General features: G+C 65.4%; 14 protein-coding genes. 6 read left to right on the forward strand and 8 right to left on the reverse strand.

The window, feature by feature from the left end:
• Positions 1–436: 436 nt before the first annotated feature.
• Positions 437–2,146: an FAD-dependent oxidoreductase gene (locus JF542_RS22085; RefSeq protein ID WP_007801456.1), complete on the reverse strand. Its 1,710-nt coding sequence runs from the start codon at positions 2,144–2,146 to the stop codon at positions 437–439.
• A 12-nt stretch (positions 2,147–2,158) separates the two neighbouring features.
• Positions 2,159–2,914, reverse strand: a complete 756-nt coding sequence (locus tag JF542_RS22090; RefSeq protein ID WP_207077456.1) for an SDR family NAD(P)-dependent oxidoreductase — start codon at positions 2,912–2,914, stop codon at positions 2,159–2,161.
• Positions 2,915–3,309: 395 nt separating this feature from the next.
• Here JF542_RS22090 and JF542_RS22095 point away from each other — a divergent pair, with 395 nt between their 5' ends.
• The 4 genes from JF542_RS22095 to JF542_RS22110 all read left to right on the forward strand — a co-directional run bounded on the left by JF542_RS22095 (position 3,310) and on the right by JF542_RS22110 (position 8,296).
• Entirely contained in the window at positions 3,310–5,787 is a 2,478-nt protein-coding gene (locus JF542_RS22095) for an ATP-binding cassette domain-containing protein (protein ID WP_242533890.1), read from the forward strand.
• Positions 5,784–6,791, forward strand: a complete 1,008-nt coding sequence (locus JF542_RS22100) for an ABC transporter permease (protein ID WP_207077457.1) — start codon at positions 5,784–5,786, stop codon at positions 6,789–6,791. The genes JF542_RS22095 and JF542_RS22100 overlap by 4 nt, the downstream gene beginning before the upstream one ends.
• A gap of 61 nt (positions 6,792–6,852) precedes the next feature.
• Positions 6,853–7,506: an EthD family reductase gene (locus JF542_RS22105; RefSeq protein WP_207077458.1), complete on the forward strand. Its 654-nt coding sequence runs from the start codon at positions 6,853–6,855 to the stop codon at positions 7,504–7,506.
• 19 nt (positions 7,507–7,525) lie between these two features.
• Positions 7,526–8,296: a sulfite exporter TauE/SafE family protein gene (locus tag JF542_RS22110; RefSeq protein WP_207077459.1), complete on the forward strand. Its 771-nt coding sequence runs from the start codon at positions 7,526–7,528 to the stop codon at positions 8,294–8,296.
• Positions 8,297–8,596: 300 nt separating this feature from the next.
• Here JF542_RS22110 and JF542_RS22115 read toward each other — a convergent pair whose 3' ends face one another.
• From JF542_RS22115 to JF542_RS22125, 3 genes are all read right to left on the reverse strand, one after another.
• Positions 8,597–9,577 (reverse strand): zinc-binding dehydrogenase, encoded by a 981-nt coding sequence (locus tag JF542_RS22115; RefSeq protein WP_207077460.1) that lies wholly within the window; start codon positions 9,575–9,577, stop codon positions 8,597–8,599.
• Positions 9,578–9,591: 14 nt separating this feature from the next.
• Entirely contained in the window at positions 9,592–10,203 is a 612-nt protein-coding gene (locus JF542_RS22120; protein WP_207077461.1) for a TetR/AcrR family transcriptional regulator, read from the reverse strand.
• A gap of 125 nt (positions 10,204–10,328) precedes the next feature.
• A complete protein-coding gene (locus tag JF542_RS22125; protein ID WP_207077462.1) occupies positions 10,329–10,826 on the reverse strand; it encodes a lactoylglutathione lyase family protein in 498 nt (165 codons plus the stop codon).
• A 102-nt stretch (positions 10,827–10,928) separates the two neighbouring features.
• Between JF542_RS22125 and JF542_RS22130 the strand changes: the two genes are divergently transcribed.
• Positions 10,929–11,816 carry a LysR family transcriptional regulator gene (locus tag JF542_RS22130; RefSeq protein WP_207077463.1) on the forward strand — a complete coding sequence of 296 codons (888 nt, stop codon included), beginning with the start codon at positions 10,929–10,931 and terminating at the stop codon, positions 11,814–11,816.
• A gap of 43 nt (positions 11,817–11,859) precedes the next feature.
• Here JF542_RS22130 and JF542_RS22135 read toward each other — a convergent pair whose 3' ends face one another.
• Positions 11,860–12,474, reverse strand: coding sequence for a TetR/AcrR family transcriptional regulator (locus tag JF542_RS22135; RefSeq protein WP_007801473.1), 615 nt, complete (start codon positions 12,472–12,474; stop codon positions 11,860–11,862).
• A 144-nt stretch (positions 12,475–12,618) separates the two neighbouring features.
• Here JF542_RS22135 and JF542_RS22140 point away from each other — a divergent pair, with 144 nt between their 5' ends.
• On the forward strand, positions 12,619–13,182 hold the full coding sequence (locus tag JF542_RS22140; protein WP_207077464.1) for a carboxymuconolactone decarboxylase family protein: 564 nt from the start codon (positions 12,619–12,621) through the stop codon (positions 13,180–13,182).
• 644 nt (positions 13,183–13,826) lie between these two features.
• Here the strand turns inward: JF542_RS22140 and JF542_RS22145 are convergent.
• Entirely contained in the window at positions 13,827–14,147 is a 321-nt protein-coding gene (locus JF542_RS22145) for a PRC-barrel domain-containing protein (RefSeq protein ID WP_207077465.1), read from the reverse strand.
• Positions 14,148–14,432: 285 nt separating this feature from the next.
• The gene (gene hpbA, locus JF542_RS22150) at positions 14,433–16,469 is read right to left on the reverse strand and encodes an N-methyl-L-proline N-demethylase HpbA (protein WP_207077466.1); all 2,037 of its coding nucleotides are present in this window, start codon (positions 16,467–16,469) and stop codon (positions 14,433–14,435) included.
• Positions 16,470–16,581 lie beyond the last annotated feature (112 nt).

Here is a 16,581-nt window from a genome sequence, read left to right on the forward strand (position 1 = left end):
AAACTGCTCGCCAACTGAGCCGGCAAGCGGCTACTCGGACTGCCGGTTCGCAAACCAGGCCGCATCGAGCTCCTGCTCAAGGGAAACCCTTCCTCAAGGCAGACCTTTTCAGCGGCCTGATAGGTGCGCCCCAGAGCCGACGGCCTCTTGGCTGATCGTCACAAGGGAGGAGCCATGATGCGCTCCCCCCCCAAAAAAAGTCTTGGGCAGGGAAGGTCTTTCGCTCTCGCGGGCAAGGGAATGCACATAAGCCCTCCGAGCGAACAGTCGGTTCCGTGGGTGCCCGCGGCACGTCGGCGCCCATCCCTGTCTTCGCAGGATACAACCTGCTCTCCGCGCTGTCTGCTCAGCGCTTCCGAACCGGCCTCGGCAAGAGACAGGAACGGCCCCGCAGCGTCGTGCTGCGGGGCCGCTCTCTCGTGGGTGTGTACCGGGATCAGGCGTTGGCGCCGGACATGTGCCGCGCGGCGATGTAGCCGAAAGTCAGCGCTGGTCCCAGCGTAATGCCGCCGCCGGGGTAGTTGCCGCCCATGATGGAGGCCGCATCGTTGCCTGCCGAATAGAGCCCGCCGATTGGCTGGCCGTTGCCGTTCAGCACCTCGGCGTACTCGTTGGTCTTGAGGCCCGCGAAAGTCCCGAGATCACCCACATACAGCCGCACCGCGTAGAACGGTCCCTTCTTGACCGGTGCGACGCAGGGGTTGGGCTTGTGCTGCGGATCGCCCAGCGACCGGTTGTAGGCCGTCGAACCCTTGCCGAACTCGGGATCCTCCCCCTTGACCGCGTGCTTGTTGAACTCTGCCACGGTCTGCTCCAACTGCGCCGGGTCCGCGCCGATCTGACGCGCCAGATCGGCGATGGTCTTTCCCTGGATCAGGTAGCCCTGCTTGACCAGGCTCTTGTAGGGCACCGGCGACGGCTTGGCGAAGCCGAGACCGTATTTGCGGAAGGTCCGATGATCGGCAACGAACCAGGCTGCCAGTTCGGCATCCGGGCCGCCCTCTTCCTGGCAGCGCTTGACCATGGCCTGGCAGAAATCGTGATAGCTCTGCGCTTCGTTCACGAACCGCTTGCCCGAGCGCGTCACAGCGATCACCCCAGGCTTCGAGCGGTCAACGAAATGAGGGAAGGTGCCGAGTAGGCCGTTGCCCATCGGCGGGCGCGACACCGGCACCCAGGCCGCCGAGTTCGGCAGCTCGGTGTTGACCGTGGCGCCCACAGCCTCGCCAAGGCGCAGGCCGTCGCCCGTGTTGCCCGGAGGGGCGGGCGACACATGCTCGTGACCCGAGGGGGCATGCGGCATCAGCTCCTTGCGGCGCACCGAGTCCTGCGGAAAGCCACCCGCTGCGAGCACCACGCCCTTTCGCGCGTGCACCTCGACCGGACCATCGGGCCGGTTCACGACGGCACCGGTGACGCGGCCGCTGTCGTCGCGGATCAACGTCCGCACCGGAGCCGAGGTCCAGATCGGGACGCCCTTGTCGAAGCAGGATTTCGCCAGCCGCGCGATCAGAGCATTGCCGTTCATCAGTCGCATCGAGCGGCCGTGGAAGGTCACGTCACGGGCGAATTTCGCAACCAGCCCGGTGACGAACAGCGCCGAGATCGGAGAGCGCGTCACATTGAAGAAATGCAGCAGCTCCTTGCCCGAGCCGATCATCATACCCAGCACGGTGATCTCGCGCAGTGGCGGGCGCAGGCGCTTGATCTCCTTTCCCAGCTCTCGCCCGTCGAAGGGCCGAGCCACGATCGAGCGACCGCCATCCATCCCGCCCGGCGCGGTCGGGTGGTAATCGGAAAAGGTCGGGCCGAGGTCAAACTGAAGCGATGTCTGGCTCTCGAAGAAATCCACCGCTTTCGGCCCGGCCTCCAGGAATGCCTCGACCTTTGCTGAATCGTAGTGTTCGCCGGCCTCGTGCTTGAGGTAGGTCCGCGCCTTGTCGACGCTATCCTGCACCCCGGCGCGTTTGGCGGGGGCGTTGTTGGGGATCCAGCTCCAGCCACCCGAGCGCGCGGTTGTGCCGCCAAAGACAGCTTCCTTTTCCGCCACGATCACCTTGAGACCTCGGTGCACCGCCGAGACCGCCGAGGCGAGCCCTCCCGCACCAGAGCCAACGACCAGCACGTCTACATCTTCTCGTTTCATCGGTTCTCCCCTTTATGCCGTCAGATATCCGCCATCGACCGGCAGCAGAGCGCCGGTCACGTAGCTCGAGGCCTCCGAGGCCAGGAACAGCACCGGGCCGACCAGCTCCGAGGGCTGGCCGGGCCGACGCATCGGCGTGTGTGCCATGAAGCGCCCGATCGCCTCGGGGTTCTCGCGCGTGGCCGCGGTCATTGGTGTCTCGATGACACCGGGCGCGATGGCATTCACACGGATCCCGTGCTCGGACAGATCGTGGGTGAGAGCGCGGGTCATCTGAAGCACCGCCCCCTTGGAGGCCGCGTAAGCCACGAGCCCCGGTCCGCCCGAGACGGACATGATCGAGCCGAGATTCACGATCCGGCCCTTGGTTCGCTTGAGCTGGGGCAGAAAGGCACGCACCATGTTCATGCAGCCGGTCGCGTTGACCCGCATCATCGCATCCCAGTCGTCTTCGAAGCTCTCTGCGTCCGGCGGGGTGCGGCGGATGATGCCGGCGTTGTTGACCAGAATGTCAGTTGGCGCGCCAAAGCGGCTTTCGGTTTCCTGCGCGAGCGCCTCACAGGAGGCCCTTTCCGCAACGTTAAGCCCAAGCGAGATGGCCTCGCCTCCGGCCGCGGAGATTTCGGAGGCGACGTCCGAGCAGGCCTGCTCCTGCAGGTCGCAGACCACAACCCGCGCCCCGGCCTCCGCCAACCCAAGGGCGATGGACCTGCCATTGCCCTGAGCGGCGCCGGTGACCACCGCCACCGCACCTTTGATTCCCAGCATGATTCCTCCCTCGGTCGTCTCGGTCGCCGGAGATTCTCCGGCCTACGTGATTTGGCAATAACGAAACGATTTAAACTTAACAAACGAATTCGCGAATCCAAGAAGAATTTCTGCTTCCAAGCTGTCAATCTGAGCCGACGCATGCGCGCACATAGAGAAAAGTGTCGCGATAGCAATGTCTTATCTTCCAAATGCCATGGCGGATGGGGCCCATCATGTCATACTATATTGACATATGTATTATTCGTCGACAAACTTTGAGCCGAGGAGCGAGACCTGCGGCGATGCCGTTGGGTCTCTAAAGGGAGAGAGATCATGACAAAGAATGGCGAAGCCATTCGCACCGCTGTGGTGCGAGCCGCCGCCTGTGGTCGTGCTGCGACGAGGGGGCAGGCATGAGTTCGGCGAGAAAACTTCTGGAGATGCGCGGCGTTTCCAAGCATTTTCCGGGCGTCCGGGCTCTGCACGACATTACCTTCGACGTCTACGCCGGAGAGGTTCACGGCCTCGTAGGTGAGAACGGCGCAGGGAAATCGACCCTGATGGGGGTAGCCTCGGGGGCGCTGGTCGCGACCGAGGGCGAAGTCCACATCGACAGCGACCCGATGTCGGGCGACCCGGATCGCGCGCGTGAGCTCGGTCTTGCCATCGTGCGGCAGGAGCCGGCGTTGATGCCGGACCTGTCAGTGGCCGAGAACCTCTTCCTCGGGATGCCACATGCCAAGCGGCCCTCGCTGTCTGCGCTCAACACCTGGGCGCGTGGACTGCTCAAGCACTGGAGCGAGGACGTCACGATCGACCCGCGCGACCACGTGTCCACGCTGAACCCGGAACAGCGCTTCATCGTCGAGATCGTGAAGGCCCTGGAATGCGAGCCGAAAGTGCTCGTGCTGGATGAGCCGACCGAGCACCTCGCTTCGGAGGATGTCGAACGGCTCTTCGAACGCGTGCGCGCGGTCACGGCGCGCGGTGCAGCGGTGATCTACATCTCGCACCGGATCCGCGAAGTTCAGGCCATCGCCAACCGGCTGACCGTGCTGCGCGATGGTGAAGGGCAGGGGACCTTCGATGCCCGGAACATGTCCGAGGATCAGATCGTCTCGCTGATCGTGGGTGGCGATCTCGACCGGACCTTCCCCGCGAAGGCGTCCGAGGCCTCCACGCGTACAGTGCTGTCCACCCGCGGCTTCTCGGGGCCGGGCTTCAGCAACGTCAATCTCGACATACGCGCGGGCGAGATCCTCGGTCTCGCGGGCATTGATGCCAACGGGCAGCGCGAGTTCATGCGGGCACTGGCCGGCATCCATCGCGGGGCGGGCGACGTGACCCTTCTTGGAAAGCCAATCTCGATCCGCAACAGTCAGGGCGCGAAGCGACACGGTATCGCGTACCTGCCCGGGGACCGGCACCGCGAAGGGATCTTCCCAGAGCTTTCGATCCGCGAGAATTTCTCGATCCGCAGCCCGCAAGAGGACGCGGCCCTCGGATTGATCCGTAGCGGCAGCGAACAGCGCCGCACGGTCGATGCGATCCGGCAGTTCGCAGTCAAGACGCCGCATGGCGAGACGCCGATCCAGTCCCTCTCCGGCGGCAACCAGCAAAAGGTCGTGCTCTCGAGCGTCCTTGCGGCCAAGCCGCAGGTGCTGCTGGTCGACGAGCCGACGCAGGGCGTCGATGTCGGAGCGCGGGCGGAGATCTACCGCAGCATCCGTGAAACCGCCCGCAGCGGTGTCGCTGTGATCGTCGTGTCTTCGGACGCGCAGGAGGTGGCTGGGCTGAGCGACCATGTCGCCATCTTCTCCCGTGGTCGCGTGGTCGACATGCTCTCGGGCGACGACGTGACCGAAGATCGCATCACGTCTTCGGTCTTGAAATCCACCGAACAGCGCGACCGTCATCATCGCCCCGTCGCGGCGTTCTGGAAATGGGCGGCGAGCAACAGCGCGCCGCTGGTCATGGTCGCCGCCGCGATCCTGTTTCTGGGTGCGATCGCCGGGATGTGGAACCCGTTCTACCTCTCGCCTCGCAGCCTGACCGGAATGATGACCTTTGCCGCCACGCTGGCGCTGGTCGCCTATGGGCAGCAGTTCCTGATGATGGTCAGCGGCATCGACCTGTCAGTAGGGCCAACGATGGGGCTTTGTCAGGTCGTCGGCTCATTCTTCCTATTGCAGGAGTTGGGGCCGGGCTCACATGTCGCCGGCTGGGTGCTGCTCTTGCTGGTGGCGATGGCGGTTGGCGTCGTAAACTGGATCCTTGTCGAAGGCCTTCGGATGCACCCGATGGTCGCGACGCTGGCCACCTTCATGGCGGTCCAAGCCATCTCGTTGATCCTGCGCCCGGTGCCGGGTGGCATGATCGACGGTGACGTGATGATGGCGCTTTCGATGAAGGTGGGCATCGTGCCGATGACCTTCATCGCAGCCGTCCTGCTGGCGCTAGTGCTGGAATTTTGGCTCTATCGGCGAGAGATGGGCGTATCGATGCGCGGCCTCGGCTCGCGGCAGGAAGCGGCGCGAACCGCCGGCATCCGACCGAAGTTTGCCCGCTTCGTGGCCTATGTTGGCTGCTCTTTCCTCGCAGGTCTGGCCGCGATCACCATGATTGCCCAGGTGGGCATTGGGGACCCGAGGGCCGGTCTGACCTATACGCTCGGCTCCATCGCGGCGGTGGTCATCGGCGGCGCGAGCCTTTTCGGGGGGCGCGGATCCTTCGTCGGCGCGCTGCTCGGGGCGATCTTCATCACCCAGGTGAACTCGGTGACCGTTTTCCTGAGGCTCAGCCAGGAATGGCAGCAGTATCTGCTTGGCTTCCTCATTCTCGCGTCCGTGGCGCTTTACTCCAAGAGCCGTGAAAAGGTGGTGCAGGCATGACGACGACAACGCTCAACAAGGCCGGTGACGCACCGGCCGGCAACGCTGGCTTCGCCCGGCTTTCGGCGACGCTCTTCAACGAGTTCTCGTGGATTTGGGGAGGCCTGTTCGCGCTGTTCCTGATCTGCTCGGTCGTCGCACCCGGCGTGGTGCGGCCCGCCGCACTCAGCTCGCTTCTGCCCTTCGCGGCGATCCTTGCGATTACCGCGGTGGGGATGACGGTGGTGATCCAGCAGCGGGGCCTCGACATGTCGCTGCCGGGCACCATGACCATCGCCGGCCTTCTCTTCGCCAAGATCGGTTTCATGACCGGATCGACGCTGCTTGCGGTGCCGCTCACGCTGCTCATTGCGCTTGGCATCGGCATCGTGAACGGCCTTCTGGTGGCCAAGGTGAACATCACCCCGATCGTGGTCACGCTCGCGACGAATGCCATCCTGATGGGTGCGGTGCGCGCGGTGTCGGGCGGAAGCCCGATGACCGCACCTGCGGAGCTGGCCGAGTTCTCGCACTCTAAGCTCTTCGGTGTGCCGATGACCCTTGTGCTGGCGTTGCTCTTCATCCTCGTGATCAGCGTCGTGACCAAGCGTTCGATCGCCGGTCGACGCTTTGTCGCCGTCGGGCAGAACCCCGCCGCCGCGACCGCCGCGGGCATCCCCATCCTGCGCTACCAGGTGGCGACCTACGCGGTGGCGGCGCTGTGCTTCGCCGTGGCCGGGATGCTGTTCACCGGCTTTATCGGCTCTGCTTCGCAGACTGCGGGCATCGATTACCTACTGCCTGCGATCGCAGCGGTGGTGGTTGGCGGCACCCCCTTCAGCGGCGGGCGCGGGAGCGTCATCGCCAGCGGGGCGGCAGCGCTGTTCATGGCGCTGCTCGGTCAGATGGTGCTCGCACTCGGGGCCGAAACCTCGGTGCAGCTGCTGGTGCAGGCTGGCGCCATCATCGTTGCGGTGAGTGTGCGCCACCTCCCGGACCTGCTGCGCTGGATCGCGCGCGGCTGACTCCACGGGCCCCGGCCAAACGCCGGGGCCGTTCGTCCTATTTTGCTCAAGAGGAGACGACATGATTTCTGTCATGGCCCTGATCCGTACTGCCAACGAACTCTGCGCCGAGACCATGCGTGGGCCACTGGCCAAGCTCGCCTCGGGCGGGGCCTCTGCGGAGGAAATCCGGGGGATGGTCTTCAACCGGATTCACGGACCGCAGGACGAAACCGCGCCGCTGGATGGCATCGCGCAGTTCTTCTGCCCGACGATCTCTTCCGGGATGTCTGCCGCCGCCAGCGGTGAACTTGATCTCGCGATGGGGGTTCCGGGGCATTTGATCCGTGAGATGAACCCGATCCTGTGCCTGCAGAACAGCGTCCTGGCGCCGGACCGCGACGCTGGGTTCAAGCGCATTTCGCTGCTGCGCAAACGTGCGGAGCTGTCGACGGAGGCCTTTCAGGAAGAATGGTTCGGTCTACATGCGGCGCTGGTCAAGCGGATGCCGGGGCTGCTTGGCTATCGCCAGAATCTCGTGCTGGACGGCCCGCGTGATGACGAGGGGCGGATGATGGCTGACGGCGTCGTCGAGATCTGGGCCAAGGATGCCACGGACCTCGACGCCGCCTTCGCCTCGGGTGCCGGGCGCACGGTTCTTAGCCACGCGCAGGAGTTCATCGCGGAGAGCTCGAGCTTCGTGGTCGAGCCGACTGCCCTGCGCGGGCTGCACTGAGCGACGTTGACAGGACGCCATGCTGACCGACCCTCTGCTGCTTGCCGTGATGACACTGGCGGTTGTGATCCTCGGCCTGTCGAAGGGCGGCTTTGCCGGGATCGGCATGGCAAGCACGCCGATGGTCGCGGCCATCACCGACCCGCTGACCGCGGCAGGCCTCATGCTGCCGATCCTGCTGGTGCAGGACCCGCTGGTGGTGGCGATCTATCGCCGCAGCATCGACTGGCGGGTGATCCGGCGGATGTTGCCGGGCGGCGCGGCTGGGGTGCTTGCGGCCTACGTGTTGGCCACGGAAGTCCCGGAATGGACGGTCAAGGCGGTGTTGGGCATGGTCTCTGTCGCCTTCGCGCTCTGGCAGGTGGCGGTCGACCGGCGGGGTGTCCCGCAAATAGCGCGCGCGCGCCGCTTCGACTGGCCTCTTGGCCTTGCAGCCGGTGCGGCGAGCGGATTCACCAGTGCCATCGCCCATGCCGGGCCGCCGCCGTTCCAGATCTACGTCATGCCGAAGCGGCTGCCCAAGGAGGTCTATGTCGGCACCAGCGTGATGTTCTTCGCCGCGGTGAACCTGATGAAGCTGCCAAGCTTCGTCGCCCTCGGCTTGTTCAGCCTCGGGACATTAAAGACCAGCGCGCTCTTCCTTCCCCTCGCCATCGGCTCGAGCTGGGCGGGCGCTTGGCTGATCCGGCGGATCGACCCGCAGAGCTTTCGCCGGGTGATAAACGGCATCCTGCTGCTGATCGGCCTCGCATTGCTCTGGCAGGCCGCAGCCGGCGCCAGTCTGGGCTGAGGCCATGGCGCAACCGGTGTCACTGCGCTTTGCACCGCAGCGCGCTGGCGGATTATCTGGGAAAGTTGGATAATCTGCGCCAAGCGCGTCAAAGGACGAGCCGTGACAAGGTGGTTGCCCGCCACAAAGCTTCGCTCAGGCGGATCATGGGGATTGTTCAGCCGGAATGACTCTGACCCAAGTGTCCGGCATGGTCAGCACACGCCCACTGAGCTGGGTGCCGAGTTCCGGGGTGAGGCAGGCCCTGGGTTTGTAGGCGCTTTTCCCCTTACCAAGAGCCGCGCAAGACACCTACCGGGCTCAGGGGCGCAGCATGATCTTTCCGGCCCGACCGGGGGTCAGCGCGGCTTTCATCGCGTCGGCGCTGCGCGACAGGGAGTAGCTGCCGCCGGTCTCGAGCGGCAGCTCACCACGTGCGGCCAGCTCGACCAGCTCGCCGATGAGGCGGCGGCGGGTGTCGGGCGCCATCTCTTGGCTGACCCGCGCGCCCCAGAAGCCCTTCACCGTGATGTGCTTGGTGATGAGATCGCCCGAGGACAGCGCCAGAGGCGCGCCGGTCGCGGTGCCGAAGACCACCAGCTCGCCATCGGTGCCCAGCAGGTCGACGAGGCTCGCGGCCATCTCGCCGCCGACCGAGTCGATGGCCGAGAACGCGCCGTCCTCGCCGATCAGCGCGCGCGCCTTTGACTTCCAGTCGGGATCAGCGGTCGAGAGCACGTTGGTCATGCCGGCCTTGAGTAGCTCGTTGGCGGCCTCGTCGCGGCGCACGAGGTTGAGCAGCTGGATGCCGCGCGCCTTGGCGAGCCCGGACATGATCTTGCCGACCGCGCCGTTGGCGGCAGTCTGGATCAGCCATTGGCCTTCACCGACCTTCAGAGTCTCGAGCAGTGATAGCGCGCTGAACGGCATGGCCACGAGCTGCGCGCCAGCGGTGTCGGGGATGGCGTCGGGAAGGGGCAGCAGCGCGGCCTCGGGGGCGGTGAAATACTCGGCCCAGGCGCCGTGCACCCCGGCCGCGGCGACGCGCTTGCTGAGCAGCTCGGGATCGACGCCTTCGCCAAGCGCCTCGACGATGCCTAGCGCCTCGGAGCCGCCGATGGCACCGGGCAGCGGCGGCTTGTAGCCATAGCTGCCGCGGATCGTCCACAGGTCGTGATTGTGGATAGGCGACAGCACCATGCGGATCAGCGCCTCGCCGGGCCCGGGCTCGGGGCGCTCGATCTCGCGCGCGTCAAGAACATCGGCGGGCTCGCCGAAGGTGTCGTGGATGGCAGCGAACATGCTGGTTCTTCCTTTCAGTCGGTCGTTTCAGCCCCGGAGGGGGCGAGCTGGGCAGAGGTCTCCTCGCGCGCCATGCGCAGGGCCGCATCGCTCTGGGCGAGCTTGGCGAGCACCGCGGCGCCGAGCCATCTGGCGTAGAGCATCCGGGCGGTGGCGTCGGGATTGTCGAAGCGGGCGACGCTGCCATCCTCTGCGCCGTCGCACAGCAGGCGGGCGATGCGCGCCACGAGTGCGTCGACGCCGCAGTCGAGGATCTCGCGCATGGGCTCTGAGAGATCGGCGACCTCGGCGCCGAGCTTCACCACGAGGCATTCGCCGGCGATGCCCGCGCGCCCGGCCTCGGCCAGCCACGCATCCCAAAACCGCGCGAGCTTGTCGCCGGCGCTGCCAGGGCTGTCGATGAGGGCATCGAAACGCGCGAGATAGCCCGCGACGTAGTCCTCGAGCAGGGCGGCGCCGAAGGCCTCCTTGGAGGCGAAGTAATAGTAGAACGACCCCTTCGGCACGCCGCTCTCGGCGAGGATGCGCGACAGCCCCACCGCCGAGAAGCCGTGACGCAGCAGCAGGCCGCGTCCGGCGTCGAGAATGCGCTTCCGCGTCAGATCCGATTTGCTTTCCTCTGTCATGCGCAGCGAGATAGGCAATAATAGACCGGTCGTCTAGTAACGCTCGCGAAGCTGTGACCGGCCTAGGATCCGGGCCGGATCACGCGGCCCCGCGAGGGGGGCGGGGCCGCGCGGAGTGCCACTCGTCACTCATAGGCGCCGGCGGAGTAGGTCAGCTCGTAGCTGTGGCTGTAAAGCTCGAAGACGATGCCGAACGGGTCTTCGACATAGACCATGCGGTATGGCTTCTTGCCGGGGAAATACTCGCGGACGGGCATGCGCTGGCGGCCGCCGGCCTCGACGATGCGCTGCGTCAGACCCTCGACATCGGGATCCTGCACCGCAAAGTGGAAGGTGCCGTGACGCTTGTGCTCGAGCTTTTCCTCGGGCGCGTAATTGCCCGGGAACTCGAAGATCTCGATGCCGATCCCGTCGGCTGTCGTGAGATGCGCGATACGCAGCGAGCCCCAGCCGGGGCCGAAGACGTCGGTGCACATGACGCCGATGGCGCTCTCATCCTCGACCGCCTCTGAGGGCGCCATGACGACATAGAAGCCGAGCACCTCCGAGTAGAATTTGACCGCGGCGTCGAGGTCGGAAACCGAAAGCCCGATATGCGAGAAGGTGCGGGGGGTCTGTTGCATTGGGTGTCTCCTTGGGTGGCTGTATGCCCCGGAGGTAGACATCCCGTACCTGCATATGAAATTATCATATGGCATATAAATGATAATTCTGTGTTATATAACATGCTGAACGCCACCTGGCTCGAGACCTTCACCACGCTTTGCGAAGCCGGGCATTTCACCCGCGCCGCAGAGCGGCTGAACATGACCCAGCCGGGCGTCTCGCAACATCTCAGGAAGCTTGAGGATCAGGTCGGCCAGCCGCTGATTGCGCGCGAGGGTAAGCGCTTCACCCTGACCGCCGCCGGAGACGCGGTGTTTGCGCTCGGCCTGTCGCGACGCGGCGCGGAGGCGCGGCTGCGCGAGGCGATCGAGACCGATGACCGGGATGCCGGCACGCTCTGCATCGGCTGTTCCGGCAGCTTTGCCATGCTGCTCTCGCCGCTGCTGCTGGACTGGATGGCATCGGCCCCGGCGCTGACGATCAGGCTGGTTGCGGCGCCGCAGGGCGAGATCCGGACCGGGCTTCTCGAGGGGCGCTTCGATCTGGGCGTGCTGGGCGCCGATCCAGGCAACGCGCGGCTGGAGGGGCAGTATCTCGGACGCGAGGAGCTCTGCCTGGTGCTGCCGAAGGAGGCGCCGGACCGGATGCCGGATTTCACTGATCTCGAGGCGCTCGGCTTCATCGCGCATCCGGACGGCTTTGCCTATGCCGACGAGTTGTTAGGGCTGAACTTTCCCGACGCCTATCCCGGGGCCGACCGGCTGCGGCTGCGGGGGTTTCTCAATCAGATCGGGCAGATCCCGGCGCCGGTCGCGGATGGGATCGGCTATACCCTGCTGCCGCGCAGCGGGGTCGAGGCCTTTGCCGGCAAGCAGGCTCTGCGCGTGGTGCCAATGGCGCAGCGTCGCTGGCACGAGCTCTGGCTGGTCAACCGCAAGGGACGCGCCGCGACGGCGCGCGCGGCTCATGCCGCAAGCCTGATCCGCGAGGCGGCGCAGCGGCTCTAGCGTCAGAGATTCAGCGCCGCCTCCGAGGCGGCTTGGCGCTGGATCAGCTTGCGGAGGACGCCGCCTGCGGTCGGCGCAGCTGGCCGAGCTCGTCGGCGAGGTCGGCGCAGAGCAGGCGCATGCGCTCGGGGTCGCGCTCGCGTTGCGCCTGGATCTTGAGGCCAAAGATATAGGTCTGTATCCGCCGCGCGATGCGGTCGGGATCGCTGCCCGGCGCCAGCTCGCCAAGCGCCTGCGCCCGGTGCAGGGCCTCGGCCAGCAGGTGCTCCACGGTGTCGAGATGCCCAAGCACGACGGCGCGCAGTTCCGCCTCGTCGGGCACTTCGAGCAGCGATTTAACCAGCATGCAGGCGGTCGACGGGCGATCGCCGGGACGTAGCTCGGCGAGGCTGCGCAGGTGGCCCTGAAGCGCCTCGAGCGGCGAGTCCGCATGGGCCAGCAGGGTCTCGAGATCGTTCGCCATGCGCGCGCCGTAGCGGTCGAGCGTGGCACGAAACAGCGCCTCCTTGCTCTGGAACGCGCCATAGATCGAGCCCGGCCGCATCTGCAGTGCCTGCTCGAGATCCTTCAGCGAGGTCGCGTGGTAGCCCTTGACCCAAAACAGGGTCATCGCCGCGTCGAGCGCGGCCTCGCGGTCATAGGAAGCGGTGCGTGCCATGCCGGCACCTTAGGCGTTCGTCGGGGCGAACAGAAGGGGCGGAGGAGTTTTTGAGCGATCACTCTAATATTACTTGAGTGATCGCTCAAGAATGGTCAGGTTCGCCGTATCGCACCTCAGAGCCAAGAGAAAGGGCCAGACCTCATGACCAAGTTCGAACGCTTCGACGTCAGCAACGCGCCGGCGGAGTCGCTGCCGCTGATCGAGAAATCCAAGAAGGCTTTCGGCCGCCTGCCGGGGCTGCATTCGGTGATGGCGGGCTCGCCGCCGCTGCTCGACGGCTACCAGACGCTGCACCGGCTCTTTGCCGAGGAGACGGCCTTTGATGCTGACGAGAAGACTGTCGTCTGGCAGACCATCAACGTTTACCACGAATGCCATTACTGCGTGCCGGCCCATACCGGCATCGCCAAGATGATGGGCGTGAGCGACGAGATCTCCGATGCGCTGCGCGACGAGACCCCGCTGCCCAGCGACAAGCTCGAGGCGCTGCGTCTCTTCACACTGGCGATGCTGGAGACCCGTGGCAACCCGAGCGAGGACGCATTCGAGGCGTTCTACGCGGCGGGCTACGGCGAGCGGCAGGTGCTCGATATCATCCTTGGCCTTGCCCAGAAGGTGATGAGCAACTACACCAACCACGTGGCACATACGCCGGTGGACGCGCCGATGCAGAAATTCTCCTGGACCCCGAAGGCGCAGCGCTGAGCGGCGGACCCAGACCGACGGAGGCGCCCACATCGCTGGGTGCCTCTTCTCCCATCTACGCTGCCCGATGCTCTCGTTCTGCGGGCGATTGTGCCGGACGGCGGGTCGGCCTCTGTCGTGCAGCTAAGTAGGACGAATCCGGCCCCATCTGCGCGCCGCTCGCAGCGCGTGGCAACGCTGCGACGTGTTGCGAAGATCGACCCTGCAAGCCTCTCGGTGCCCTTGTAGGCTTGCCTAGGGGCCAGCTTCTTGCGCGACCCGCTTCATCAGGATGAAGGCCTCCTGCACCTCCGCGAAGCTTGATGCTTTGATGCGTTTCCGCTTCTATCCCAGCCGAGGCAGCCCAGCCGAAAGCTCCAGCTGCAAACGGTCCAGTTCCCAATCGGCAGAGCATTTGAGATTGGTAGTCGGGACGGTCCTTCTGGGCAGGCGCGCCGGGCGCGGAGCCCCCGTGAGTACGCCGGCAGAGCATCATGTGGATCTTGCGGGACGGCTCGGATCGTCAGTAACTATGCCTGCAAGTGTCCACCTCCATCGGCTTTCATTTGCCCGTGGCGTTGCGTGGCGACGCAAAGCAAGAACGGCGCGCCCCAGATCGAGGCGCGCCGCGGATGTGTCAGTCGGTCTCGTCTCGCGAGCGCCGATCAATCCCACTTGGGAAGCGTTTCCATTTCCTCGGCGGTCATCGAGACCGTGTAGGTCCCGTTGTCATACTGAAGATTGTCGAACGAGATCACCACGTCCTCATCACCGATGTCGAGCCAGCCACCGACCTCGACCACCGCTGCGGTCGGCGTGCCGGAGTCGTCTACGAGAATTTCTTCGATCTCGCCGACCTGATCGCCGTTCGGTCCGAGGATCTTTGCATCGTCCACCGATCTGAGTACATCCACATCAAGGCCTTGGGCCAGTGCGGTGCCAGCGGCGAAGGTCAGTGCGATGGCGGGAAGAATTGCGCGGGGCATGGTATCTCCGTCTAATTGCTTGCGTCTGTTCGCAAAACCAACGGGGCGACGGGAAGTTCCACGGCGTGTCCTTGCCGTCGCGACAGGCGGGTGCCCGCGCGAAGGCAGCGGCCGTGCGGTGGATGCTCGGATCGTCCGGGCAACACCCGGCGGGGCAGATGCGAGCCCCTCCAGCGCGACCTGCTGCCGAGAGTTTTCATCCCGCCGCCGACCCAAGGCAGAGACACAACAGAAAAGGGGCCGGACAAATGCCGGCCCCTTTTCCGTTTCAGGACATGGCGTGTCTCAGACGGTGCGCACCAGGCGCAGTGCGTCGTAGATGGCGGCATGGGTGTTTCGCGCCGCGACCGCATCGCCGATGCGGAACAGCTGGAAGCTGTCAGTCGGCCCGGTTGCGACCTTCTGTGCGGCGCCAGCCACCAAAGCCTCGTGATCGACCTCGCCAAGATTCACCGATTTCGGTTTGAGGTCGAAATAGAGGTCATCCAGCGGCCGGGTGCCGTGGTTGACGATCACTTGGTCGACCTCGCGGGTACGGGTCACGCCGCCGTAATCCGACCCCAGAACCGCCTTTAGCCCATTGCCGTCGCGCTGCACGTCCGTCAGTCGCCAAGTGACGGTAAAAGTGGTGTCCTTCGCCTGGAGGCTGCGCATGTAGGGCACCAGATTCATCGCCATTACCTCGGGGGCAAAGGCGCGGTCGGGGGTCACGATCTCGACCCGGGCGCCGGTGGCCGCGATGATATCCGCCGCCTGCAGGCCCGCATGGTCTCCGGCGTCGTCGAAGATCAGGACGTTGCTGCCCGGCTTCATGTCTCCTGAGAGGATGTCCCAAGCCGAGACCACAAGGTCGTCGCCGCTGGTCAGAACCTCGGTGTGGGGCAGGCCGCCGGTGGCGATGATTGCAACGTCGGGCTCGGTTGCCAGCACGTCGGCCTCATCGGCGAAGCTGTTGAAGTTGAAGGTCACGCCCAGCTTCTCGCACTGATCGAAACGCCAGGCGATGATCGAGGACATCTCGCGCCGCCGTTCCTGCAGGGCGGTCAGGCGGATCTGGCCGCCGGGCTGGTCCGCGGCCTCGAAGACGGTCACCTTGTGGCCGCGCTCAGCCGCAACGCGGGCGGCTTCCATGCCTGCGGGGCCCGCGCCGACAATGGTGACGCGCTTGGGCGTGTCGGCCTTGGCGATCATGTGTGGCTGTTCGATTTCGCGACCGGTCGAGGGGTTGTGCAGACAAAGCGCCATGCCGCCCTGATAGATCCGGTCGAGGCAATAGTTGGCGCCCACGCAGGGACGAATGTCATCCTCCCGGCCCTCGACGATCTTGCGCACCAGATGCGGGTCCGCGATGTGGGCGCGCGTCATGCCCACCATGTCCAGCTTGCCAGAGGCGATCGCGTGGCGCGCGGTGGCCACGTCGGGGATCTTGGCGGCGTGGAAGGTCGGGAAGTCGGTGGCCTTGCGGATCTCACCTGCGAAATCGAGGTGCGGGGCGTTGCGCATGCCTTGCACCGGGATCACGTCGGTCAGACCTGCGTCGGTATCGATATGGCCCTTCACCACGTTGAGGAAGTCGACCAGTCCACTGTCCTTGAGCTTGCGCGAGATCTCTAGCCCGTCCTTGGCATCGAACCCGCCAGGCAGATCTTCGTCACCGGTGTATCTCACGCCAAGCAGGAAATCCTCGCCGCAGCGCTCCCGTATTCCGCGCAGCACGTCGAAGGTGAACCGCAGGCGGTTGTCGAGGCTGCCGCCGTAGGGACCATCCAGGTCGTTGGTCAGGGGCGACCAGAACTGGTCCATCAGGTGCCCGTAGGCCTGAATCTCGAGCCCGTCGAGCCCGGCCGCCTTCATGCGCTCGGCCGCCTGCACGTAATCCTCGACGATGCGGGCGATGTCCCAGTCTTCCATTTTCTTCGGGAAGGCCCGGTGCGATGCCTCTCGCTCGTGGCCCGGCGAGACGACGGGCAGCCAATCGGCCTTGTCCCAGCGGGTGCGGCGGCCGAGGTGGGTCAGCTGGATCATCACCGCGCAGCCCTCGTCATGGCATTCCTGCGCCAGCTTGGCCATGTGCCCCACGACCTCGTCCTTCCAGGCGAGGATGTTGTTGAACACCGGCGGGCTGTCGCGCGACACGCTGGCCGATCCTGCGGTCATGGTCAGCGCAACGCCGGCCTTGGCGCGCTCCACGTGATAGGCGCGGTAGCGGTCCGTGGGCATGCCGTCCTCGGGATAGGCCGGCTCGTGGCTGGTGATCATGATGCGGTTCTTCAGCGTCAGATGCTTGAGCTGATAGGGCTGGAGAAGCGGGTCGTTCGACATGTGCGGGTGCCTCCGAGGGTGCCGGGTAAGAAACGATACGGAAAAATGTACAGCTATGTCGTGTCCGGCAGGAAGCAGAATGCGACGGGACCATGTGAAAATTCGACACCAC

Source organism: Salipiger bermudensis, assembly GCF_017309175.1.
GTDB classification, from domain to species: domain Bacteria; phylum Pseudomonadota; class Alphaproteobacteria; order Rhodobacterales; family Rhodobacteraceae; genus Salipiger; species Salipiger bermudensis.

What these genes read in the sequence shown, in the direction of transcription:
- JF542_RS22085 (WP_007801456.1), bottom strand. Translation starts at nt 2,146, where the DNA reads ATGAAACGAGAAGATGTAGACGTGCTGGTCGTTGGCTCTGGTGCGGGA.
- JF542_RS22090 (WP_207077456.1), bottom strand. Translation starts at nt 2,914, where the DNA reads ATGCTGGGAATCAAAGGTGCGGTGGCGGTGGTCACCGGCGCCGCTCAG.
- JF542_RS22095 (WP_242533890.1), top strand. Translation starts at nt 3,310, where the DNA reads ATGAGTTCGGCGAGAAAACTTCTGGAGATGCGCGGCGTTTCCAAGCAT.
- JF542_RS22100 (WP_207077457.1), top strand. Translation starts at nt 5,784, where the DNA reads ATGACGACGACAACGCTCAACAAGGCCGGTGACGCACCGGCCGGCAAC.
- JF542_RS22105 (WP_207077458.1), top strand. Translation starts at nt 6,853, where the DNA reads ATGATTTCTGTCATGGCCCTGATCCGTACTGCCAACGAACTCTGCGCC.
- JF542_RS22110 (WP_207077459.1), top strand. Translation starts at nt 7,526, where the DNA reads ATGCTGACCGACCCTCTGCTGCTTGCCGTGATGACACTGGCGGTTGTG.
- JF542_RS22115 (WP_207077460.1), bottom strand. Translation starts at nt 9,577, where the DNA reads ATGTTCGCTGCCATCCACGACACCTTCGGCGAGCCCGCCGATGTTCTT.
- JF542_RS22120 (WP_207077461.1), bottom strand. Translation starts at nt 10,203, where the DNA reads ATGACAGAGGAAAGCAAATCGGATCTGACGCGGAAGCGCATTCTCGAC.
- JF542_RS22125 (WP_207077462.1), bottom strand. Translation starts at nt 10,826, where the DNA reads ATGCAACAGACCCCCCGCACCTTCTCGCATATCGGGCTTTCGGTTTCC.
- JF542_RS22130 (WP_207077463.1), top strand. Translation starts at nt 10,929, where the DNA reads ATGCTGAACGCCACCTGGCTCGAGACCTTCACCACGCTTTGCGAAGCC.
- JF542_RS22135 (WP_007801473.1), bottom strand. Translation starts at nt 12,474, where the DNA reads ATGGCACGCACCGCTTCCTATGACCGCGAGGCCGCGCTCGACGCGGCG.
- JF542_RS22140 (WP_207077464.1), top strand. Translation starts at nt 12,619, where the DNA reads ATGACCAAGTTCGAACGCTTCGACGTCAGCAACGCGCCGGCGGAGTCG.
- JF542_RS22145 (WP_207077465.1), bottom strand. Translation starts at nt 14,147, where the DNA reads ATGCCCCGCGCAATTCTTCCCGCCATCGCACTGACCTTCGCCGCTGGC.
- hpbA (WP_207077466.1), bottom strand. Translation starts at nt 16,469, where the DNA reads ATGTCGAACGACCCGCTTCTCCAGCCCTATCAGCTCAAGCATCTGACG.